This window comes from Streptomyces sp. NBC_00028, from assembly GCF_045041065.1.
Classification (GTDB): Bacteria; Actinomycetota; Actinomycetes; order Streptomycetales; family Streptomycetaceae; genus Streptomyces.
The window spans coordinates 2,464,200-2,486,746 of sequence record NZ_CP108293.1 but is presented as its reverse complement, the minus strand read 5'-3'; the positions used below and the strand labels follow the sequence as shown (position 1 = coordinate 2,486,746).

The 22,547-nt window shown below is 70.9% G+C and carries 17 protein-coding genes; 10 read left to right on the top strand and 7 right to left on the bottom strand.

Going from position 1 to position 22,547, the window contains the following annotated elements; all coding sequences use genetic code 11:
- Nucleotides 1-113 precede the first annotated feature (113 nt).
- Nucleotides 114-2,210 carry an autotransporter gene (locus OG885_RS10990; protein ID WP_405729774.1) on the bottom strand — a complete coding sequence of 699 codons (2,097 nt, stop codon included), beginning with the start codon at nt 2,208-2,210 and terminating at the stop codon, nt 114-116.
- A 215-nt stretch (nt 2,211-2,425) separates the two neighbouring features.
- Here OG885_RS10990 and OG885_RS10985 point away from each other — a divergent pair, with 215 nt between their 5' ends.
- Together OG885_RS10985 and OG885_RS10980 are read left to right on the top strand one after the other, a co-directional pair.
- Nucleotides 2,426-3,505 (top strand): family 43 glycosylhydrolase, encoded by a 1,080-nt coding sequence (locus tag OG885_RS10985; protein ID WP_405729771.1) that lies wholly within the window; start codon nt 2,426-2,428, stop codon nt 3,503-3,505.
- On the top strand, nt 3,502-4,914 hold the full coding sequence (locus OG885_RS10980) for an RICIN domain-containing protein (protein WP_405729768.1): 1,413 nt from the start codon (nt 3,502-3,504) through the stop codon (nt 4,912-4,914). Before OG885_RS10985 ends, OG885_RS10980 begins: the two co-directional genes overlap by 4 nt.
- Nucleotides 4,915-4,921: 7 nt before the next feature.
- On the opposite strand, the gene OG885_RS10975 is transcribed toward OG885_RS10980, so the two are convergent.
- Nucleotides 4,922-6,604, bottom strand: coding sequence for a rhamnogalacturonan lyase B N-terminal domain-containing protein (locus tag OG885_RS10975; RefSeq protein ID WP_405729765.1), 1,683 nt, complete (start codon nt 6,602-6,604; stop codon nt 4,922-4,924).
- 195 nt (nt 6,605-6,799) lie between these two features.
- Here OG885_RS10975 and OG885_RS10970 point away from each other — a divergent pair, with 195 nt between their 5' ends.
- The 3 genes from OG885_RS10970 (at nt 6,800) to OG885_RS10960 (ending at nt 11,649) form a co-directional block, all read left to right on the top strand.
- Nucleotides 6,800-7,849 carry a GDSL-type esterase/lipase family protein gene (locus OG885_RS10970; RefSeq protein ID WP_405729762.1) on the top strand — a complete coding sequence of 350 codons (1,050 nt, stop codon included), beginning with the start codon at nt 6,800-6,802 and terminating at the stop codon, nt 7,847-7,849.
- A gap of 140 nt (nt 7,850-7,989) precedes the next feature.
- Complete coding sequence (locus tag OG885_RS10965; RefSeq protein ID WP_405729759.1) at nt 7,990-9,681, top strand: DUF2264 domain-containing protein; 1,692 nt, start codon at nt 7,990-7,992, stop codon at nt 9,679-9,681.
- A 24-nt stretch (nt 9,682-9,705) separates the two neighbouring features.
- Complete coding sequence (locus OG885_RS10960) at nt 9,706-11,649, top strand: PE-PGRS family protein (protein WP_405729756.1); 1,944 nt, start codon at nt 9,706-9,708, stop codon at nt 11,647-11,649.
- A 90-nt stretch (nt 11,650-11,739) separates the two neighbouring features.
- Here the strand turns inward: OG885_RS10960 and OG885_RS10955 are convergent, their stop codons facing one another.
- Nucleotides 11,740-13,131 (bottom strand): hypothetical protein, encoded by a 1,392-nt coding sequence (locus OG885_RS10955; RefSeq protein ID WP_405729753.1) that lies wholly within the window; start codon nt 13,129-13,131, stop codon nt 11,740-11,742.
- A gap of 79 nt (nt 13,132-13,210) precedes the next feature.
- Here OG885_RS10955 and OG885_RS10950 point away from each other — a divergent pair, with 79 nt between their 5' ends.
- From OG885_RS10950 to OG885_RS10940, 3 genes are all read left to right on the top strand, one after another.
- Nucleotides 13,211-13,579, top strand: a complete 369-nt coding sequence (locus tag OG885_RS10950; protein ID WP_405729750.1) for a VOC family protein — start codon at nt 13,211-13,213, stop codon at nt 13,577-13,579.
- A gap of 71 nt (nt 13,580-13,650) precedes the next feature.
- Entirely contained in the window at nt 13,651-14,109 is a 459-nt protein-coding gene (locus OG885_RS10945) for a hypothetical protein (protein WP_405729747.1), read from the top strand.
- Nucleotides 14,106-14,867: an isocitrate lyase/phosphoenolpyruvate mutase family protein gene (locus OG885_RS10940; protein WP_405729744.1), complete on the top strand. Its 762-nt coding sequence runs from the start codon at nt 14,106-14,108 to the stop codon at nt 14,865-14,867. Before OG885_RS10945 ends, OG885_RS10940 begins: the two co-directional genes overlap by 4 nt.
- 18 nt (nt 14,868-14,885) lie before the next feature.
- Here OG885_RS10940 and OG885_RS10935 read toward each other — a convergent pair whose 3' ends face one another.
- The 3 genes from OG885_RS10935 to OG885_RS10925 form a co-directional block, all read right to left on the bottom strand.
- Nucleotides 14,886-15,470, bottom strand: coding sequence for a TetR/AcrR family transcriptional regulator (locus OG885_RS10935; RefSeq protein WP_399951148.1), 585 nt, complete (start codon nt 15,468-15,470; stop codon nt 14,886-14,888).
- Between the two features lie 55 nt (nt 15,471-15,525).
- Nucleotides 15,526-17,067: a hypothetical protein gene (locus OG885_RS10930; RefSeq protein ID WP_405729740.1), complete on the bottom strand. Its 1,542-nt coding sequence runs from the start codon at nt 17,065-17,067 to the stop codon at nt 15,526-15,528.
- Nucleotides 17,068-17,149: 82 nt separating this feature from the next.
- The gene (locus OG885_RS10925) at nt 17,150-18,469 is read right to left on the bottom strand and encodes a jacalin-like lectin (protein WP_405729737.1); all 1,320 of its coding nucleotides are present in this window, start codon (nt 18,467-18,469) and stop codon (nt 17,150-17,152) included.
- A gap of 331 nt (nt 18,470-18,800) precedes the next feature.
- On the opposite strand from OG885_RS10925, the gene OG885_RS10920 reads away from it, so the two are divergent.
- Complete coding sequence (locus tag OG885_RS10920; protein ID WP_405729734.1) at nt 18,801-19,745, top strand: helix-turn-helix domain-containing protein; 945 nt, start codon at nt 18,801-18,803, stop codon at nt 19,743-19,745.
- A 45-nt stretch (nt 19,746-19,790) separates the two neighbouring features.
- Here the strand turns inward: OG885_RS10920 and OG885_RS10915 are convergent, their stop codons facing one another.
- Nucleotides 19,791-20,339 carry a hypothetical protein gene (locus OG885_RS10915; RefSeq protein ID WP_405729731.1) on the bottom strand — a complete coding sequence of 183 codons (549 nt, stop codon included), beginning with the start codon at nt 20,337-20,339 and terminating at the stop codon, nt 19,791-19,793.
- 142 nt (nt 20,340-20,481) lie between these two features.
- Here OG885_RS10915 and OG885_RS10910 point away from each other — a divergent pair, with 142 nt between their 5' ends.
- Nucleotides 20,482-22,506 (top strand): calcium-binding protein, encoded by a 2,025-nt coding sequence (locus tag OG885_RS10910; RefSeq protein ID WP_405729728.1) that lies wholly within the window; start codon nt 20,482-20,484, stop codon nt 22,504-22,506.
- Nucleotides 22,507-22,547 lie beyond the last annotated feature (41 nt).

Below are 22,547 nucleotides of genomic sequence, written 5' to 3'. Positions count from 1 at the left end.
GGCTACGGGGGTGCCTCTTGATGTTTGGGGCCGGGTGCGGGTTCGATGTGGCTGGTCGCGCCCACGCGGCGGTAGCCGCACATTCGACACAGCCCCGCGCCCCTGGGGGGGCGTCACCCTGCCGCGTGCCTTCCACCGCGGCGGTGTCCTCGCCTGTATCGCGTCGCCGGGACCGCCAGGCCGCCCAGGAGTCCCAGCCCCAGGGCGTACGGCCACCAGCCGAGTCTGTCGTCCTGGGCGGCGCCCGCGGTGCGGGTCACGTCGGCCTCAGTCGTCGAAGGCCCCTTGTTCGTAGGGGACTTGCTGGCAGTCGGCGTGGTAGCGGCGAGGACCACGTCGTTGCCGTCGCCGCCCTTGTAGGTGATCCGGTACGTGGCGTCCCCGAGCTTGAGCTTCGCGCCCTCCTTCAACCCGGTGAAGGCCCCCTTCGTCTTCGTGGCCCCCTTGTGGTCCAGCACGGTGGTCTTCTTCGCGGGCTTCGCCCCGGCCGCCGCCAGGTCGAGGTCACCGGCCAGCCGGACCGCGCCGGTCACCTTCAACGGCTTCGCACCCAGGACGAGTTCACCCTGCGTGCTCTGCGTGTACGCGCCCGAGACCGTCAGCCCGCTCGTCACCACACCGTCGTTGGTCACCGCACCCTTCACCGTGCCCTTGCCGCTCAGCGAGGTCGCCACCCGCAGCCCCGCTGTTCCGGCGTCGAGACGCGCGCCGGACGTGGTCAGCCGGATGGCCTTGCTGCGCCCGAGGGTCGCCCCGTTCCGCAGCGCCAGCGTGCCCTTCTTCACGGTCGTCGTCCCTGTGTACGTCACCGCGGTCCCCGTCAGTGTCGTCGTCGCCGTGCCCGTCTGCGTGAGCGAGCCGCTGCCGCTGATCCGGGACAGGGCAAGGGACTTGGTCACGTTGTTGAGGACCAGCGAACCGTTGTCGACGACCTTGTACAGACCGCCCGCGGTGTACAGTCCGCCGTCGCCGCCCGACCGGCCGCTGCCCAACCGCAGCACCGCCCCCTTCTCGACGGTCGTCGAGCCGTCGTAGTACTGGACGGCCGCGAACGTGACGTCGTTGCCGCGGGTCCCGGCGATGACGACGTCCCCGGCGCCGGGAGCTGCCAGCGTGTCGTGGAACCTGCCGCCGCCGATGGGCGCGCCGAGGGTCACCGGGCCGTTGTAGTCGAAGGTGAGGAGGGAGCGGGAGCGGGCGGCGAGGAGGTTGATGTAGACGGTTTCCGCCGTGCCCGGCATGAAGATCCTGTGGGTCGTGCCGTCGCCCCACTGGACGTTCGCGCCCTTGATGTTGGTGCCGCGCTTGTTGACGTTCTTGCGGGCGGGCGTCCAGTTCAGGGCCGGGTCGCTGAGGGAGGGGTCGGTGTCGCCGCCCTGGTCCGACCAGCTGTACTGGCCCCTGAGGATCACCTTGCCGCCGGGGCGGGACTGGACGTTGATGTCGCTGCCGTACTCGCGCTGGTAGAAGTCCATGCCCATCGTGACCGTCCGGCCGAGCGGGGTGTCCACGGTCCAGGTGCCCTGGTTGAGGACCTTGCGCATCCCCGGCAGGGAGGTCGCGTACTCCGGCCGTCCGGCGTTCGTCTGCGTGCCGTTGTCGATCACCCCGGAGAACGGGCCGGATGTCACATCCCACGTTGCCCACAGGAATCGCGGCTGGGTGATCAGCCCGGAACCGCTGATCGTGCCCAGGTTGTAGGGGACGTTCTTCAGGGACAGTCTCAGGGTGCCGTCGACCCGGATGTTGTCCTGGTTGAGGCGGAAGGCCGGGGTGTTGTACGGGTAGTGGCCGATGACGCCGGTCGAGCCGCCGTTCCCGTACTGGAGGGTGGCGCCGCGCTCGACGGTGATCGTGGGCGGGTCGGGGGTGGCGGTGGTGACGTAGGGGTGGTTGCCGCCCTGGACCGACACCTTCTGCCGCTGCCGTGCCTTCGGGAGCGTGATGTCGCTGTCCTTGGTCAGGATCAGGGTTCCGCTGCCGCGCACGGTGAGCGTGCCCTCGCCGCGGAAGACCCCGTCGTACGTCGTGGTCCCGGACGGCACGGTGACGACCGTGTCGCCGCCGAGCGTGACGTCCCGGCCCGCGAGGACGTCGGCGGTGATGTCCCGGGCACCGGCGGCCAGGGCCGGGGGAGCGAGGGCGAGGAGGGCGGCGACCGCCGCGAGGGCACCGGCGGCCGCTGCTGTCTTGTGGGTATGGCTGCGCACGGGAGAGGAGACGGGGCGGGGCGGTGGGCGATAACAAAAAATCAGCCCCGGGAAGCGCTGGTGGAAAGCGTTCGCAGAAAGCGCCTTCTTTTGTCGCGTCCGACCCGTTGACCTCCCCTGTTGCCCGCCGTACCTTTCGGCTGTTCGCAATAACAACAGATGTTCTCAATATCGAACATCACTCTCAGGACACCCCCACCCGAGAGGCAGTCCGTATGAGCCGCGTTCCCCCCGTCCCCGACCGACGACTGCTGCTGAAGGGCGCGCTGGCCGCGGGCGCCCTGGCCGCGACCCCCACCGTCGCCGCAGCCGCCCCCGCCCCGAAGAAGGCCGCACCGCTCGTGAACCCGCTCGTCCGCAACCGCGCCGACCCGCACATCCACCGGCACTCCGACGGCACCTACTACTTCACGGCCACCACCCCGGAGTACGACCGGATCATCCTGCGCCGCTCCCGCACCCTGAACGGCCTGTCGACCGCCGCCGAGTCGATCATCTGGACCAAGCACGCCACCGGTCCGATGGGCGCGCACATCTGGGCGCCGGAGATCCACCGCATCGGCGGCAAGTGGTACATCTACTTCGCCTCCGCGCCCGCCGAGAGCGTGTGGGACATCCGGATCTGGGTCCTGGAGAACGCCAACCCCGACCCGTTCAAGGGCACTTGGACCGAGCGAGGCCAGATCAGGACCGCCTGGGAGACCTTCTCCCTCGACGCCACCACCTTCACCCACCGCGGCACCCGCTATCTCGCCTGGGCCCAGCACGAGCCCGACATGGGCAACAACACCGCCCTGTGGCTGTCGAAGATGGCGAACCCCTGGACCCTGACGGGACCTCAAGTACGGCTGTCGACGCCCGAGTACGACTGGGAGTGCGTCGGCTACAAGGTCAACGAGGGCCCGTCCGTCATCGCCCGCAACGGGCGGCTCTTCATGTCGTACTCGGCCAGCGCCACCGACTTCCACTACTGCATGGGCCTGCTGACCGTCGACGCGGACGCCGACCTCATGGACCCCGCGAACTGGTCCAAGTCGCCGGTCCCCGTCTTCACCAGCAACGACACGACCAAGCAGTACGGCCCCGGACACAACTGCTTCACCGTCGCCGAGGACGGCCGCAGTGACGTCCTCGTCTACCACGCACGCCAGTACAAGGAGATCGTCGGCGACCCGCTGAACGACCCCAACCGGCACACCCGCGTCCAGAAGCTCGGCTGGCACGCGGACGGCACCCCCGATTTCGGCATCCCGGTGGCGGACACCACCGTCACGGACCTGGAGGTCGCGTCATGAGACGTGTGTACGCGGTACTGCTCGCCCTCTGTCTGGCACTCGCCGGCGCCCTCGTCACCGCGGGCCCCGCCCAAGCGGCGGCCCTCACCATCCCCAACGGCGTCCAGTTCACGGACACTTCGGGAGGCGTCCTGCACGCCCACGGCGGCGGCGTCATCAAGGTCGGCTCGTACTACTACTGGTTCGGCGAGAACCGCAACGCCGACAACACCTTCAAGGCCGTCTCCGTCTACCGCTCCACCGACCTGAAGAACTGGGAGTTCAGGAACAACGTCCTCACCCAGTCCTCCGCCACCGAGCTGGGCACCGCCTACATCGAGCGGCCCAAGGTCATGTACAACGCGTCCACCGGCAAGTTCGTGATGTGGATGCACAAGGAGAACGGCACCGACTACAGCGAGGCCCGCGCGGCCGTCGCCGTCTCCGACACCGTCGACGGCAGCTACACCTACCAGGGCAGCTTCCGCCCCCTCGGCTCGTACATGTCCCGGGACATCACCACCTACGTCGACACCGACGGCACCGGCTACATGGTCTCGGCCGCCAACGAGAACTACGACCTGCACATCTACAAGCTGAACGCCTCCTACACCGGCATCGACAGCCTGGTCGCCAACCCCTGGGTGGGCGGACACCGTGAGGCACCGGCGCTCTTCAAGCGGGGCGGCGTCTACTTCATGCTCACGTCGGGCGCCACCGGCTGGAGCGCCAACCAGCAGCAGTACGCCACCGCCACCTCGCTCGCCGGACCCTGGACCTCGATGGCGAACGTCGGTGACTCCACGACCTACAACTCCCAGACCGCGTACGTCCTTCCGGTCACCGGGAGCTCCGGCACCTCGTACCTCTACATGGGCGACCGCTGGGGCAACTCCTTCGGCGGGACCGTCAGCGATTCCCGGTACGTGTGGCTGCCGCTGACCTTCCCGACCTCCACCACGATGTCCATGTCCTGGTACCCGGAGGTCACCGTGGACACGGCCGCCGGCACCATCGGCGGGACCAGCGCCACGTACAACACGCTGATCGCGCGCCACAGTTCCAAGTGCGCTGACGTGCCCAGCCAGTCGCTCTGGCAGGGCGTCGCCATCACCCAGTACACCTGCAACAGCGGCGGCAACCAGAAGTGGTGGTTCAAGGACCTCGGCACCGGCTACTACCAGCTGGTCGGCCGCGGCAGCTCCCTGTGCCTCCAGGAGAACTCCACCAACGTCACCCAGGAGAACTGCAACTCCGGTACGACCAGCCAGCAGTGGTCGGTGACCACCTCGGGCTCGTACGTCACCGTCAAGGCCCGCGCCAGCGGCGAGTGCCTCGACGTGAACGGCGCGTCCACCGCCAACTCCGCCGCGATCATCACGTACACCTGCAACGGAGCGACCAACCAGCAGTGGACGCGCGGAACCTGACGTCAGATCAGGCCAGCAGGTCGATCGCGTCGATCGACGTGCCGGCGCTGAGATAGGACGTCGTCCCCGAACCGCTCACCACGTTGATCTTCAGGATGTTGTACTGGCTGGTGTCCGTGAGCCAGGCGCTCGCCGGAACGCTGTAGGTGAACGTGTAGTTGTTGCCCCGGTAGGAGCCGTTGGTCAGTGACCGGGTGCTCGGCTGGGTGGGCGGGGAGGGGATCGCCGACGTCCAGGTGTCGTTGACGACGACCTGCGGCCGTCCGTTGGCGTAGGCCGTCGTCACACCGATGCGCAGCGTGTGCGCGGCGGCGGCCTGGGCCGCGGTCAGCTTGAAGTACACCAGCAGACCGCTGTTGACGTCCTTCCAGAGGTAGCAGGGGAAGGCGGAGGTCTCGGTGCCACTGCCGATGACCACGTTGCCGGTCCAGGCCGAGGCCCGGACGTCGGACGGGTGGGCGTACGTCATCAGGTCGGCGTTCTTGAAGCCGCTGGGGGTGCCGTTCCAGTCGTTGATGCGCCAGATCGCGCTCGCGTTGCTCGGGTCGTTCGAGGACGGGATCGCGATCGTGTTGAGGCTGGTCGTGCCGCCCGCGGTGACGGTCACCGACGTGGTGTAGACGCCGAGTTCACCCTTGAAGACGGTCAGCGTGTACGTCCCCGGCAGCACCCCGCCGATCGAGAAGTAGCCGTCCGAGGAGCGGGCCGAACCCCAGTACTGGGCAGCCGAGTTGGCGAGCCCGACCGTGTACGCGTACGCCGTGTTCCGGCCGGTGATCCCGACGCCCGCGACCCGTCCCCGGCCGCCCGAGGCCACGTACCCGGAGATGCCGAGCGAGTCCGCCCACGAGGTGGTGAGCGTGCCCGGGTACAGCGACGACGAGGGCGCGCCGCCGTCGGTGAGGGCGATGACGTACGGGCCCTGGAGGCCGAAGCGTTCGTCCTCGGTCTGGTTCTGGGCGTAGTGCAGGATCTCGTACAGACCGCCGCCGTCCGCGCTCTGGTGGCGCAGGAGGGAGCGGTAGAAGGGGCCGCCGGAGGCCTTCTCGTGGTTGGAGCGGACGATCCACAGGCCGACGCTGCCCGTCGTCCAGCCGATGTAGTCGTAGTCGCTCACCCGCAGCTTCGAGTAGTGCTTGGAGCGGGTCTGGCCGTCGGACTTCGCGAAGACGTCCGAGGCCTCGATGGTGGTGGGCGCGTACGTGTAGGAATCGGGCTCGTCGTTGAGGAACAGGCCCGCCTTGACGCGCAGGATGAACCGGGTCGAGGCGACGGAGGTGTCGGCGCGGTTGGTCCACAGATAGACGTTGTTCTCGCCGCTGCGGGCCGCGTAGTAGTGCCTGAGCGTGCCGTAGGCGACCGAGATCAGGATCGTCGTCCCCGACTGCTTGATCGTGACGGTCGAGGTGCCGAGGCCCGACTCGATGTGCGAGTTCTTGCCGCCGTAGCCCTGGTACTCGGTGCCCTTGTAGACCAGCGAGGTCAGGTCGCCGTTGGTCTTGCTGACCTTGAAGACGAGGCTGGCGCCGGTGTCGACGACGTAGTTCGAGCCGTCGTCGGTGTAACCGAACGTCGCGGCGGACGCCGACCGGGCGAGCGGCCCGGCGAGCGCGGCGGTACCGGCCGCGGCGGCGCTGCCGAGCACGAAGGCGCGGCGGCCGACGCCTCCGTTGGATGCGGCTCCGGACATGGGGGTGCCTCCTTCGAGAGACATGTGGGGGAGGTGCGGGTGTCTCGCAGAGTGACAGTTGAATCGATTTCGCGAAAGGGCTTTCGCTTGCAGGAGGTTGGCAATCTTGTGAAATCGACCCGAGGTCTAGAAAGCGCTTGCCGATAGGGGTACGGTCCAGCCGCCAGGTCTTGCCATGTGTCGGAGGAGCAGCGAATGAGACGTTTCAACCTCGCCGTGCTGGCGGCGCTCACCCTGGGCGCCGGACTGACCGCCGTACCGGCCGCCCAAGCGCACGGAGGGCGGGCGCCGCTCGGCATCGAGAACTGCACCGCCGGCGCCTGTCACTTCGACGTCCCGGCGGGCACGTACGACGTGAAGGTCCTCCTCGGCGGCGACGCCGCGTCGGCCACCGCGATCAGCGGCGAGACCCGGCGCTCCCTGCTGCCGGAGACGGCCGCGCCCGCCGGTGAGCGGGTCGCCCGCAGCTTCACCGTGAACGTCCGCACCCCCGAGGGCGAGCCCACCGGCGTGGACGGCACCCCCGGCCTCGACCTCGTCATCGGCGGCACCGCGCCCGCCCTCGCCGACATCTTGGTCACCCCGGCCCGGCACAGCCGCCAGATCCTCCTGGTCGGCGACTCCACGGTCTGCGACCAGCCCGGCGACCCCTACTCCGGCTGGGGCCAACAGCTGCCCCAGTACCTGCGCAAGGGCGTCTCCGTCGCCAACTACGCCGACTCCGGCGAGAGCACGGTCAGCTATCTCGCGAGCGCCCAGTTGTGGGGCACCGTCCAGCCGCTGATCCGGCCCGGCGACCTCGTCCTGGTCCAGCTCGCCCACAACGACAAGACGACCGACGAGGCGACGTACCGGGCGAACCTGGAGACTCTGGTCGCCGGGATCCGCGAAAAGGGCGGGGAGCCTGTCCTCGTGACGCCGATCGTGCGACGCTGGTTCAACTCCGACGGCACCCTGAACAACAACACCGCACTCCTGGTCAACGGCTTGGGCGTCGACCACCCTGCCGTCATCCGCTCGGTCGCGGCAGACAACGGCGTCCCGCTGATCGACCTGACCGCGAGGACGAAGACGCTCGTGGAGTCCCTCGGGACGGAGGGTTCCAAGGCGCTGTACCTCTACAACGAGAAGCGCGACAACACGCACACGTCCGTGCACGGGGCCACGGTGTATGCGGGGATTGTCCGCGATGAGCTTGTCGCTCAGCACCTGGTCCCCGCGGGGCTGGTGCGGGTGGCCTACTGAGCCCCTGGGGCGCCCCGACCGGAACCGGGGCGCCTCAGGCCTGTTGGTTGGTGTTTGTCTGCGGGCCGGTGGGGGCTGGTCGCGAAGTTCCCCGCGCCCCTGAGGGGCGTATTACCTAGGCGAGTCTTGAAAGAGAGCCCATGCACCTTCCCTCCGAAGACCGCAGGCTGAGCCCGCACACCGGTTACACGCGCGCCCATTGGGAGGCTGCCGCTGACGCGCTGCTCGCCGCGACTGAGCCATATGCCGCGGAGGGCGGGGCCCTTTACCAGTTCCCCGGTACGCACACGAGCTGGTCCGGGCGGCTTTCCGATGGGCTGGAGGGGTACGCCCGGACGTTGCTGTTGGCCGCCTTCCGGCGTGACGAGACCGCGCTTCAGCGGTACGGGGACGGTCTGGCGGCCGGGGTCTGCGGGGTGTGGCCCCGTATCGAGGACCGCAGTCAGCCGCTCGTCGAGGCCGCGTCGATCGCGCTCGCGCTGCGGCTGACCCGGCCGTTGCTGTGGGACCGGCTGGACGACGAGGTGCGGGAGCGGGCGGTGGCCTGGCTCGGTGACGCGCTCGGTGCTGAGGCCTGGCCCTGCAACTGGGAGCTGTTCCCCGTCACCGTCGGCGGCTTCCTGAAGGAGATCGGGTACGAGACCGAGGCGTCCGGCAAGGCGATCGACCGAGGTCTGGAACGTATCGAGGACTGGTACGTCGGCGGCGGCTGGTACACCGACGGCGACGGCCGCAAGTACGACTACTACAACGGCTGGGCGATGCACCTCTACCCGGTGCTGCACGCGTGGCTGGCCGACGACAGCCGGCTGCTCTCACTGTACGGCGACCGGCTCGAAGCCCATCTCGCCGACTACGCCCACCTGTTCGGCGGTGACGGTGCTCCGATGCACCAGGGGCGTTCCCTCACCTACCGCTTCGCGACCACCGCCCCGCTGTGGCTCGGCGCCCTCACCGGCCGTACACCGCTCACGCCGGGGGAGACGCGGCGGCTGGCGTCCGGGGCGCTGAAGTACTTCCTGGACCGGGGGGCGGTGAACGAGGACGGGCTGCTGACCCTGGGGTGGCACGGGCCTGATGAGGCCGTCCTCCAGGGGTACTCCGGCCCTGCCTCCCCCTACTGGGCCAGCAAGGCCTTCATCGGGCTTCTTCTGCCGCCCGAGCACGAGGTGTGGACGGCCGTCGAGGAACCCGGGCCGGCCGAGCGGGCGGACGCGGTGCGGTCGATCGACGCCCCCAACTGGCTCGTCCAGTCGACGAGTTCGGACGGGCTCGTCCGGCTCCACAACCACGGCAGCGAGGACGTCCGCTACGACCCGTACTACACCCGCCTCGCCTACTCCACGGTGACGGCGCCCTCACCCTTGTACGACAACAGCGTGATTGTCGGGGGCGATCCGAGCCGTACCTCGATCGAGCCGCTGGGGGTCGGGGAGGGGTGGGTGGCCTCGCGGCATCTCACCGGCGGGGGTGCGCGGGTGACCAGCCTGGTGCTCGCGGACGGGGCCGTGGAGGTGCGGGCCCATCTGGTGGCGGGGGCGGAGCCGGGGACTTCGGTGCGGGTCACGGGGTGGGCCGATGCGGAGGGGGCGCGGGCGGAGATCCTGCCCGTCGCGGGGTTGAGCCGTGAACTGGCCGGTGTGACGGGGGACGGGGCCACGCTGTTCGTCGCCGTGACCCGGCTCTCCGGGGAGGTGGACGCCGTGCCCTTGGCCGAGGCGGTGACCGTGTGGATCGACAACTCCGGTGTGCTGCACGTGCTGTGGTGCGACGGGCGGGAGGTCGAGGCGCGGGTGGATGGCGGCGGGGTGGAAGTCGCCGCTGTGCGCTGAGTCGGCTCGGGCAGTATGGGGATCATGCGTGGGGGAGATGAACTCGTAGAACTGCTGGGGCGGGCCGGGCTCGACGTCGTGGGGGAGCGGCGGGTCGAGGAGGTGCTGCCGGTTCCGTTCGCCTGGCGGTATCTGCTCGCCGAGCCGACCGCCACGGTTGTCGCGGAGCGAACAGGGGTCGGTGAACTCGACGCGCGGTGGCATCGGTTGGCGTCGGAGGCGGGGATCTTCGGGGCGGACGGGGTGTTCCTCATCTCCGTCCAGGGGTGTGACGGCTGGGTCAGGGTGAGGTTGGGTGACGGCTGGGATCTGGCCGGTGTGCCGGAGTTCGTCACCATGGCGCTGGACGGGGACGCCCTGGTCGGAGCCGTGACCGAGGAGCGCGCGGTGCGGCTCGTCGCCGTCGACCGGGTTCGGGAGCGGCGGGAGGAGGCCGCCCGGGCGGCGGGGCGGGAGACCCCGCAGGAGCGGGCGGCTGCCTGGGAGACGCTGTTCCAGGGGCCCAAGTGCCCGCAGGAAGTGCTGGATTCATGGGCGAGCGGGCTGTCCCTCAACCCGGCCGCACCGGCGGACCTGCGGTCGCTGTTGCCGGTGCGGTCCTCCTATGCCGTCTACGGCGTCCTGCCGACCGAGGTCGTCGACGCGCTGCTGGCCGACCCCGACTGGGAGGTGCGGTTCAAGACGGCCAACGCCCAGCCGGGGATCACCCCCGAGCAGTGGGGCCGGGTGATCCTCGCCGAGCGGGACGAGCGGCAGCGGTGGCTTCTGGCCATGACGGCGGCGGAGTACCAGGCCCTCGTCGCCGAGGACGCCTGCCGTGTCCTCGCCGCGGACCCGTCCGCGCGGGTGCGGTCCGAAGCCGCGCGCCTCAAGGGGCTGCCCGCCTCCGTGGCGGTCGCGCTGGCCGCCGACCCGGACGGCGGGGTGCGTGCCGTGGCCTGCCGGACCGCCTGGCCGCATCTCGACGCGGCGGGCCGGAAGGCGCTGCTCGCCGACCCCCACGACATCGTGCGGGCCCGGGTGCGCGTGCTGTACCACCAGGACCGTCCGATGCCCCGGTCGGTCTTCGAGGCCGAGGACATCGAGGCCGCCAGCGTGCTGGCGCTGGAGACCTGCCTCCTGGCGCGCGACCTCGCCGAGCATCTGGCCCGCCACGGGGAGCGGTCGCAGCGCTGGAAGCTCGCCGCCAACCCGCGGCTGGACCCGGACCTGGTCGCCCTCCTCGCCGAGGACCCTGACGACGGGGTCCGCTTCCAGGTGTCCACGCGGCCCGACCTCACCGAGGAGCAGCGGGCCGCCGTCCCGGTCGAACTCGACCCGGTCACCCGCTACTTCGAGCTGGACTGGGTCAAGGCCCTGCACGACGACGAGGACGCCATGCGCCGCCTGGCCGCCTCCTCCCACTTCCTGGTGCGCAGATGCGTGGCCAGGGCCCGGCGTCTGCCCCCGGATGTCGTCGAACGCCTCGCCCGGGACGAGGACCGGATCGTCCAGCTCTTCCTCGCCGAGTCCTGCGACGACGCGCCCGCCGACATGCTCCTGCGGGTGTGGCAGTGGTGGGACGGCAGCCTCACCACCCCCGACCGGCCCCGCGGTCACCCCAACTTCCCCCGCCACGACCTCGTGCGATACGCCGACGACCCGAGCCCGCGGATGCGGCAACTGGCCCTGGACGACCCCGAGTCGACGCCCGAACTGGTCGAGCGGCTCAGCCGGGACGTGAGCGCGGAGGTGCGGTACCGCGCCGCGACCGACCCACGGCTGTCGGCGGCCGGCGCGGCCCGGTTGCTGGAGGACCCGCACGAACACGTGCGGCAGGCCGCCGCACTGCACCCGCGGATGCCGGCCCGGCTGCTGGTCGGTCTGCTGCGCGGCGGTGGGGTGGAGACGGCGGCGCGGAACCCGGCGCTGCCGGTCGACGTCATGCGGCGGATGGTCGACGCCCTGGCGGCCGCGGCTGCCGGGTGAGGGCGGGGTGTGACGTGGTGGCTTGGCCCACCTCCCCCGTCCGCGTCGCGCAGGACGGGGGAGGCGGTGGTACGGGGCTGAGCTGGGGCGTCAGGGGGTCAGCTGGGTGATCTTCAGGGTCTTCGTGGTCGGCGACGCGCCGGTGAGGGGGGTCGCGTACGACGGGGTGACGGGGACGGAGGCCCAGGTCAGGGTGCCGTTCTTGGCGACCGCTATGTCACCGGTGATCCGGGTGGCGATCACCTTGTCCGCGCTCTGGAACGTGCCGTTCCAGTCGATGAGCCGCAGATGCGTGCCCGCGAAGGTGCCGGTGCACGTGCCGTCCTTGCACTTGGCGTTCTTCAGCGACTCCCAGGAGATCAGGAGCTTGTCCTTGCCGTACGGGGCGAGGCGGACGTTGACGTGCTCCGTGCCCGTGGTGGTGGACAGGCGGATCGCCCTGGTCGCGGCAGGGGTGTCGCGGTTCTTGAGGAACGCGACGGCGACCTGGTGGGTGCTGGTCTTCGGGGTGACCGTCCAGCCGCGCCCGCTGGAGTCGTCGGGGTTCTTCTTGGCCGACGCGGCGCCGCGCGAGGCGAAGGCGGTGGCGTAGCGGCCGGAGGCGGACTTCACGAGATCACCGGTACGACCGGCGAACGTACCGCCGCAGTAGCCCGCCCAGCACTGCTCGCGCTGCACCACCGGGGCGGTGTCGGGGGCGCCGATGCCGGTCGAGACGAACAGACCGGAGCGCCAGTCGTCGAAGCAGAGCGAGGTGAACGCGCCGGAGGTCTCGGCGTGCAGGGCGATGCCCTCGTTGTGGCTGCACCCCCAACTCCAGCCGCCGCTCGCCTTCTTGCCCTTTGCGGTGACGTACTGCATCTTGTCGCCGAAGTGCCCGTCGGCGAAGCCGCCCGCGCCGTGCACCACGAAGTACGCGCCGTACTTGGTGCCGTTCCAGACGAGTTGGCCGTCCAGCGTCGGCGAGGTGTCGTTGGTGGCGGTGCCGGTGAGCTTGGTCTGGAAGGTCTTCTTGCCGTTGGTGTAGCGGACGATCGCGGCCGCCGTCTCCTTCCACTTGTTGGTGTCGGAGACCCGGGTGAGCAGCGCGAAGCCGTCGTTGTGCGCGACCAGCCCGCCGACCTCCTTGGCGCCCTTGACGATCGTGTCGGCACCCGAGCGCTTGCCGGCGGCGGTCAGCGGCGTGACATGGATGCCGTCCGAGGCGGGCCAGGCCACCCGCAGGGTGCCGTTGGGCGCTGCCGCCGTCGCCGTGCGTGTCCATTCGCGGGAGTTGTTGTAACCGGCGGACAGGTAGGGGAACTTGGCCGGCAGGGTCACCGAGGTGGCGGACACGGTGAGGCCGGAGGCTGCGGTGGTGCTGGCCCCCGCCGTCGCGTACCAGGCCCCGACGAGGGCGGCGGTGGCGGCGAGCCCCGCGACCAGGGGCTTGCGGGCCCCGCGGACGCGGCGGTGGGAGGTGGGGTGTTGTGCCGATGTCATGCCTTCATGTGGCCGCCGACGGCAGGAAGGTTGCCACTTTGGTTGCCTCGTTTCACAGCAGTGCACAAAGATCGCTCATATGACCTCCTTGATCCGCCATGTGACGATCGACTGCGCCGACGCCTACGCCCTCGCGACGTTCTGGTCCCAGGTCCTCGACCAGCCCCTGCACGAGGAGGACCAGCCCGGCGATCCCATGGCCCTGATCGAGGCCGCGGGGCTGCTCTTCATCACCGTCCCCGACGCGAAGACCGGCAAGAACCGCGTCCATGTCGACCTCCAGCCCCAGGACCGCACCCGCGACGAGGAGGTCGAACGGCTCCTCGCCCTCGGCGCGACCGTCTTCGACGACCAGCGCCGCCCCGACGGCACCGGGTGGGTGGTGATGGCCGATCCTGAGGGCAACGAGTTCTGTGTGGAGCGCAGCGCGGGGGAGCGCGGGGAGTAGGGCACCCCGTTCGGTGTCCGCCGACGACACTTCGGCTGGCACCGAAGGGTTACGGCTCTAGCGTGCCGTACATGACCGAGCACCCGCACGAAAACCCCGCCCGGGCCGTCACCGGCATGGTCGATCACGTCCTCGCCCTGGCCGCGACCTGGACCCGCTGGGACGGCAGGCCCTTCGAGAGCGACGACCGGGTCTACACCCCGCACAAGGCGATCCGGCGGGTGGCCGACCACCTCGTCGACCATCTGGCCGAGCTGGAGGCCCGGTTGGCGGGTGAGGAGCCGCAGGCGGACCACTGGCACGCGTCCGCCTCGACCACCGAGGCGGACCTCGCGCCCTTCACCCAGCAGGACCTCGACGAGGCCCGCAGCCGGCTCACCCGGCTCGCCCGGATCTGGGCCAACCGTCTTGAGGCGCTCTCCGACGACCAGCTCGACGCCTCTCCCGGTGAGGGCTGGAGCTTCCGTGAACTCGCCCGCCACCTCGAGGGATCGACGTACTACGCCGACGCGGTGGGTGAGTTGTCGTGACCGCCTTCGCCGCGCTCCACCACGGTGACGCGCCCCTTCTGCTGCCCAACGCCTGGGACCACGCCTCGGCCGCCGCCCTGGCGTCCCGGGGCTTCCCGGCCGTCGGCACCACGAGTCTCGGCGTCGCCGCGGCGGCCGGACTGCCCGACGGGGCAGCGGCGACCCGGGACGAGACCCTGCGGCTGGCGCTGACGCTGGGCACCGCGCCCTTCCTGCTGTCGGTGGACGCCGAGGGCGGATTCAGCGACGACCCGGACGAAGTGGGGGAGTTCGCACGGGAGTTGGCGGCGGCCGGTGCCGTCGGCATCAACCTGGAGGACGGGCTCGGACCGGCCGACCTGCACGCCGCGAAGATCGCCGCGGTCAAGTCGGCGGCACCGGACCTCTTCGTCAACGCCCGCACGGACACGTACTGGCTTTCCGAGGGGCAGGACACGCTCCGTCGCCTCGACGCCTACCAACAGGCGGGCGCCGACGGCGTGTTCGTGCCGGGCCTCAGCGATCCGACGGCCATCGGCGCCCTCGTGGACCGGCTCGACGTCCCCCTGAACATCCTCTACTCGCCCACCGGTCCCACCGTCCGACACCTGGGCGACCTCGGCGTCCGCCGCGTCAGCCTCGGTTCGCTGCTGTACCGGCGGGCGTTGGGGGCGATGCTGGAGACGGTCACGGAGATCGCGGAAGACCGCTCACCGCAGGGCTCGGTCCCCTCGTACGACGAGATCGTGGCCCTCGGCCGACGGGGCACGCCCTCGTGAGCGCCTCCGCGAAGGAGGTCAGTCACCGGTGTGCTCGGCGCGGGGCCAGTTCTCCAGCAGGACATGCAGGGCGTCGATCGTGCGGTCCCAGGACTTCCGCACCTCGCGGGGGGCGCCGAAGCCGCCCGTGGACTCCAGGGCGCAGTAGCCGTGGAAGGTGCTGCGCAGCAGGCGGACGGCGTCGGTGAGGTCGGGTTCCTCCAGGCCGTAGGCGCGGAGCATGCCGTAGGTGATCTCGGCGGTGCGGCGGAAGCCGGGGGAGTCGGTGACGAGCGCCTGGTCGACGCGGATCTGGGTGGCGGCGTAGCGGCCGGGCCGCTCCAGCGCGTACTCCCGGTAGGCGCCGGCGAACGCGGCCAGCGCGTCCTTGCCCGCCCGGCCCGCGACGGCCACGGCGATCCGGTCGATCATCTCCGCGCCGGCGAGCAGCGCGACCCGGGTGCGCAGCTCCTGGAGGTTCTTGACGTGCGAGTACAGACTCGCGTCCTTGACGCCGAAGTGCCGGGCCAGCGCGGACACGGTGACCTTGTCGAACCCGACCTCGTCGGCGAGATCGGCGGCGGCCTCGGTGAGCCGCTCGGCGGTGATTCCTGCGCGGGCCATGGGGGCCTCTCCGGTAACCTAGGGTCTCTAGGTTTCATGCTAGTGCATAAAGGCGTCAGCAGTGGGTGCCGTGTGCCGCGCTCAGGGTCACGTCCTCCGCCCGCACCCGCAGCGCATGCCGGGTGGTGTCCGCGCCGCGGGATCGGGAGGGGTCCCAGAGCCAGAGGGTGTCGCCGCTGGGCTGGAAGGAGATCAGCGGCCGGGTCGTGGGGAGGGGGCCGTTGATGACCGGGATCCGGCCGGACAGGGGGCGGACACAGACCAGGTCGCCCTGGAGGCCGTAGTAGCCGGGAGGACGGCGGCCCTCGGCCGCCGCGTCCATCGCCCGCTCGGCGGCCTTCTCGGTCGTGTCCAGGGAGAGCGTCACCGTCGTCAGCACCGCGACCAGCCCGGCCAGCACCAGCATCAGGCGGAAGAAGCCGCCGACGGACGGTGCCACGTTGAAGTGCCGCGCCCAGCCGCCCACCGCGAGCGCGGTGAGGACGCTGACCACGGCCACGCCCAGCGGCTTCAGCGCGACGGCGTACTGCCAGTAGAAGCCGACGTGCACGGCGTCCGCCGGGATTCCGAACATGTCCTCCAGGTAGACCGCGTGCAGGAACGCCCCGACCCATGGGATGACGAACGGCAGCGGCGCGGCCAGCACCGGCAGGAACCACTGCACGTTGCGGCTGAACCAGGACGCGCTGAGCGCGTACCAGAGGCCGAAGGCAACGAAGCCGATGCCCAGGGTGATGACGAGCCAGACGAACTGCTGCGACAGGCTTGCCTCCTGGGACGCCGCCCAGAAGTATCCGAGGCAGGTCAGTGCCCCCATGAACGCCGCGCCGCACCCCAGACGGACCGGCCATGGCCTGGGTGCGTTCGAGGTCAGCCAGGCTCCCACCGGCCAGGCGAGCCCGGCGGGGGCGAGCAGCGCCGCCCAGCGCCACGGCGTCGCGAAGACACCGAGCGCGATCCCGCAGGCCAGGCAGACCAGGGCCACGGCGATCGTCGCCGCGACCGTGATCGCCTGCCGTCGTGGATCTCCCGGAGTGCCGTTGCTCGCCGGGCCCATCGCCACCCGGACGTCGTGCACCTCGCGGTCGAACGGCCGGCCGCCGAGGTTGCGCGCCTCCAACTCGGCGAGCGCCCGCTCGCGTTGGTCCTCGGTCTGCTCCCCGCGCAGATGCAGGGTGTGCCGTACGTCCCAGCCGCCCACGGCGATCCACTGCTCGGCGAGCCGGCGCAGGAGGGGGCCCGCGCCCTCGGGCACCTTGTGATGGACGTGGTAAGTCGTGTGCGCAACCGCCGACTTGCGCGGGACCAGCTTGGTCTCCCGCACCCACACGTCGACCTTCCGCCGGTCCGCGAGCGAGGTCAGCCGCTCGACGGCGGCCCCGCGGGCCGTCCAGCGCGAGCCGTGCACGGGTATCTCGACGACGAACGCCGTGTACCCGTCGTCGGGGGTGACCGCGTCACCGTCCCGGACCGCCCGCACCCCCCATCCCTGGGCCGCGAACAGGCCCTCGGCCAGCTCCCGTTCGTCCTGGTCGTCGCGGACCTCGACGACCAGGCGAACCCGGCGGTTGAACGGTCCAAGTGCCTCCGGTGTCACCGGTCCCCCTCCAGCGTGTCCTGATCACTCCTTAGGTACAGGCCGGACACCGGGAACACCAACTCGGGCCGCGCGGCGACCGTCAGCCGATCGGCGCGTACACCACGCCCAGCTTGTCGATCTCGTCGCCCGCGCGGCCGGTGAAGCCGACGATCTGCCAACCGGAGGGCGCGGTGAAGGTCTTCGTGTCCGAGGTCGCCGTACCGGACGACAGGGAGCGGCCCTTGTCCGTCGTGAACGCCGCCGAGAAGATCCTGGTCCGGCCGTCCTTCTGGCCCTCGGTCAGCTTCACCGAGGTGAGGTGCTCGCCGGACGCCAGGGTCAGCGAGGTGGCCGTGCCGCCCGTGCCGCCGTGGGTGAGTGCCGTACCGCCGTCGTGGGTCAGCGAGACCGCGTCCAGGCGGGAGCCGCCGCGCAGGGTGAGGGTGCGCGGGGAGACGGCGGCCGGGAGGTCGTCGGCGTCGTTGAAGGCCGTGCCGTGCGGGCCGCCGAAGAAGTCACTGGCCTTCAGGGACGAGTTGAGGGTGTAGGAGAAGTCGACCGTGTGCGGGAAGTGGTCGGAGAGATTGCCCCCGGCGGAGTCGAGGAACGACGCCCACTCGTTGTTGTACCGGGTGGCCGTCAGCGAGAACAGCTTGCTGCCCCGGTACAGGACCTTGTCCACGACCTCGCAGTCGTTGGTGGGCGCCGTCGTCGGGCACACCAGCGCGTCCGCGCCCTGCGTCGGCCGCACCCCGCCCTTCACCAGCTGTACCCACGCGTCGGTGAGACCGTTCTCGTCGGCCAGCGTGCGGATGTTGTCGCCGGCGCGCGTGTACCGGGTGTTGGTGTCACCCATGACGATCACCGCGTTGCCCGCGGAGTTCGCCTGGATGAAGTCGGAGAGCTGCTCCACGTTGGCGCGCCGGGCGGCGAGCGCGTCGTCGGTGTCGTCCGCGTTGGTGTGGACGTTGTAAAGGTCCACGAAGACGCCCTCGGCGAGCCGCACCCGGGCCAGCGAGAAGCCCTTCGGGGTCAGGCAGTTGGTGCCGGTGCAGTCGTTCCACTTCACCCGCTCGAAGTCGTCGAAGGCGTGGTCCGAGAGGGTGTTGAGACCATCTCCGAAGGGCACGCCGCCGCTGGTCGCGGTGCGGTACGGATGGTTGTCGCCCGCGTAGAGGGCTGCGTGGTAGTTGAAGTCCTCCTGGACGTTGACGATGTCGTAGGGCGCCAACCGCGGGGAGATCAGCGGGGTGTTGGTCGCCGGGTGGCCCGAACTCAGGCCTTCGGGGAGCCCGGCGACGTTGTACGTCAGCACGTTGAAGGTGCCGGTGGTGGCCGCCGCGGCGGGTGTCGACCCGGTGGTCGCGAGACCGGTGAGGGCCAGGGCGGCCGCTGCGAGGGTGCCGAGGAGTCGTCTCATGGGCCCATGTTCATGTCAACGCGAGTGATTAAAAAGAGTAGTTGAGAAAACTGTTCAACATTCATAAGTGACGTGAGGGTGCCGACCTACGTCGTGGCGGCCGTCGGCGGGATGCCGACGCGGGCAGCCGGCCGGAACTGTGGTGAAGGTCCCGGCCGGCGTCGCTCCCCCGTGCCACCACGGTAGGCGCGGGACGGCAGGACGAGTCACCGGATTCCGCCCGCGATGTCGCCGGATCGCGCCACGGAACCCGCCGATCGCTCGTTACGTCAAGGGACATGAGGTTCCGTCACCTCGTGGCGGGGCGGGCGCCTGTGGAGGAGGCAGATCCTTGGGTGAGGGTGCGTTACACGTCCACCGCGTCGGTGCCGCCGCGTTACAGGCCGCGGCCTCCTCGATCCTGGCCCCGCTCACCGTGACCGCCTCGCCCCCGGGCGGGGCGCCCTTCCACGCCGATGTCGACGCGGCGCCGATGGGGCGCCTGGCCGTCGCGCGGATCCGTGGCTCGGGGCATCTGGTCGCGCGGACGCCCCGCACGATCACCTCCTCCGACCCCGAGCTGCTGAAGCTGACGCTGCACCGGTCCCGGCCCGCGCTGGCCGACCAGGGCGGGCAGCAGTCCCGGGCCCGTGCCGGGGACTTCGTGGCCTTCGACATGACCCGGCCCTACCGGCTCGAAGTCATGGACGGCTGCGATGTGCTGGCCGTCGGCGTCCCCCGCGCGGAACTGGGCCGGCACGCCGACGCGATCGGCCGACAGACGGCCCGCCGACTGCCGGCCGACACCGGAGCGCAGGCGGTCCTCGCCGCGTTCCTGGACGGACTCGGCCGCCACCTCCACGAACTGGCGGGACCCGCCGACGCCCACGTCGGGGACGCCCTGGTGTCCCTGCTGGTCGCGGCCTTCACCGAGCACGCTCCCGGCCGTATGGACACCGCGACCGAACTCGTCGACCGCATCCGGGTCTACGCCCTGGCCAACATCTGCGACCCCTCCCTCTGCGTCGCCTCGGTCGCCGCCGCCCACGGCATCTCCGACCGTCAGCTGCACCGCCTGTTCCAGCACGCCGGCACCCCGTTCTGGGCCTGGCTGCGCCACGAGAGGCTCGCCCGGATCCACCGCGATCTGCGGGACCCCGCCCACGACGGCCGCACCATCGCCTCGGTGGCCGCCCGCTGGGGCATCCATGATCCGCGCCACGTCGGGCGCGGGCTCAAGGAGCAGTACGGACTGACCGCACGCGATCTGCGACGCCGGCCCCGGCCCTCGGACTGACCCGGTCGACTTCGCTCCACCACCTGTCGCCGGCACCCCGCACGGCTACTCCGCCTCCCGGCAGGGCACCGTCAACATGTCCAGGGCGCGCCACACCGCGCCGGTCCCCTCGGCGTCGAGCACATGCTGGGTGCCCGAGCCGTCCGGGACGGACACGACGTACGACACCGGCGAGAACGACAGGGCGCCCCATGACTCGCGCCGGTGCTCCAGGGCGAGGACGCGACCGCACGGCTCGCATCTCATCCATGGCACCAGAGCGAGTCCGCCGGCCCCGTCGACCGGTTCCAGGCCCTCCACCACCCGCAGCCTGCCCTCGAAACCGGGCAGATCGACGATGTCCGTGGCCAGTTGGTCCCACACCCCCCACTGCTCGGCCATCGCCGCGAGCTCGGCCCGGGTCCGGTCGTCCACGGACAGCCCCAGCTCGAACAGCCGGTCCACCAGCCGGAACAGACCGGCCTCCTGCTCACCGATGTCCCAGCACCCCTGGACCTCGGCCATGTCCTCGGCGCCCGGCAACAGCCCGGCGAGCCGCGACCACACGACCCCCTCGGCGGCGTACGCCCGTTCCCGTTCCCGTCGTTCACCCATCGAGCCCGACCCTATGCCGCTCCGCGCCGCGCGGGACGATTGTCGGTCCGGTCACCCCGGGGAGTGGAACTGTGCGGCCCAGTGGGACCAGGCACCGGCCAGCCACGCCACCGTGTCGTACGGGCGTCCGGAAGCTGGGCGCATGTCCACCCTTGTCTCCTCCCTACGGGGATCTCTGCGCACGGCGCTCCTGCGGGGCGCCGCGGCGCTCGCGCTCGTCGTGGCCCTGCCCGGCAGCGCCCTCGCCGCACCCGGTGACCTGGACACCACGTTCGGCACCGGCGGCCGGGTCCCCGCCGACTCCGGCTACTGGGCGGAGGGGCAGGACCTCGCCCTCCAGGCCGACGGCGGGATCATCACCGTCGGCTCCAGCCGCCAGGCCGAGTACCTGTCCACCGACTTCTCCCTGATGCGGCACAAGGCCGACGGCAGCCTCGACACGGCGTTCGGCGACGGCGGCACCACGCTCACCGACTTCGCGGGCGGTGAGGACCGGGCCCACGGTGTGGCGCTCCAGTCCGACGGCAAGATCGTGGTGGCGGGGGAGTCCGGTCGGTCGGAGGGCGACTGCTGCTCGTTCACGGTCGCCCGCTACACCACCGGCGGCGCCCTGGACACCGGCTTCGGCACCGGCGGCCGGGTCGTCACCGACTTCGGCCTGCCCGGCAACGGAGGCGTCGCCCGGGCGGTCGCCGTCCAGCCGGACGGCAAGATCGTCGCCGCCGGACAGGGCGCCGCGGGGACGGGCGACCTCCGGTTCGCGGTCGCCCGGTACAACAGCGACGGCAGCCCGGACACCACGTTCGGTACCGGCGGGTCCGTCCTCACGCCCTTCCCGGGCGGCGGCTCCGGCTACGACCTCGCGCTCCAGCCCGACGGCAGGATCGTCGTCGCGGGCGACACGGGCGGGCCGTCGGGCCCCAACGACTTCGCGCTGGCCCGCTACACCACCAACGGCACCCTCGACGGCACGTTCGGCACCGGCGGCACGGTCACGACCGTCCTCAGCTCCGCCTCCGGCTTCGCCGGTGACGACTCCGCCCGCGGCGTGGCCGTACAGCCCGACGGCAAGATCGTCGCGGCCGGGTACAGCGCCTACGACTTCGCCCTCGTCCGGTACACCGCGGGCGGCGGCCTCGACCCCGCCTTCGACACCGACGGCATCGTGACCACCGACTTCAACGGCGGCGCGGACGGTGCCTTCGACCTCGCCCTGCAGACCGACGGCAGGATCGTCGCCGTCGGCCAGGCCAACACCGACTTCGCCCTCGCCCGCTACACCACCGGCGGCGCCCTGGACACCGGCTTCGGCACCGGCGGCAAGACCACCACCGACATGGGCTTCGGCTACTTCGACGAGGCACACGCCGTCGCCGTCCAGCCCGACGGGAAGATCGTCGCGTATGGCAACTGGGGCGACGCCGGCGCCCTCGCCCGCTACCTCGGCGGCACCGCCACCCCGCCCCCGCCCGGCGTCGACCTGTCGGTCACCAAGACGGGCACCACCACGGTGAGCATCGGCGACCGGGCCACCTACACGGTCACCGTCACCAACACCAGCACCACCACGAGCGCCACCGGCGTGACCCTCACCGACACCCTCACCGGCCCCGCCGCCACCGTCATCTCGGCCACCGCCTCCCAGGGCACCTGCACGACCGCCGTCTCCTGTGCCCTCGGCACCCTCGCCCCGGGCGCCAAGGCCACGGTGACCGTCGTCGCCGAACCCCGGGCCACCGGCACCCTCACCGACAAGGCCACGGTCACCGCCGCCCAGACCGACCCGGCGACCGCGAACAACACCGCCACGGCGACCACCACCGTCAACAACGCCCGCGGCTGCACCCGCGTCGGCACCAGCGGCAACGACACCATCACCGGGACCTACGGCACCGACGTGATCTGCGGCCTCGGCGGCGACGACACCATCGACGCGAGCTACGGCACCGACACCGCGTACGGCAACTACGGCAACGACCGGGTGGACGGCGGCTTCAACGACGACACCCTCAACGGCGGCCCCGGCAACGACAACCTGATCGGCAACTACGGCAACGACCGCCTGAACACCGTCGACAGCGTCTCCGGCAACGACACCGCCAACGGCGGCTTCGGCACCGACACCTGCACGACGGACACCGGCGACACCCGCCTCAGCTGCCCGTAGGGGGCTCAGGGACCAACACGCCGATGGCCGGGCCGCCTTCA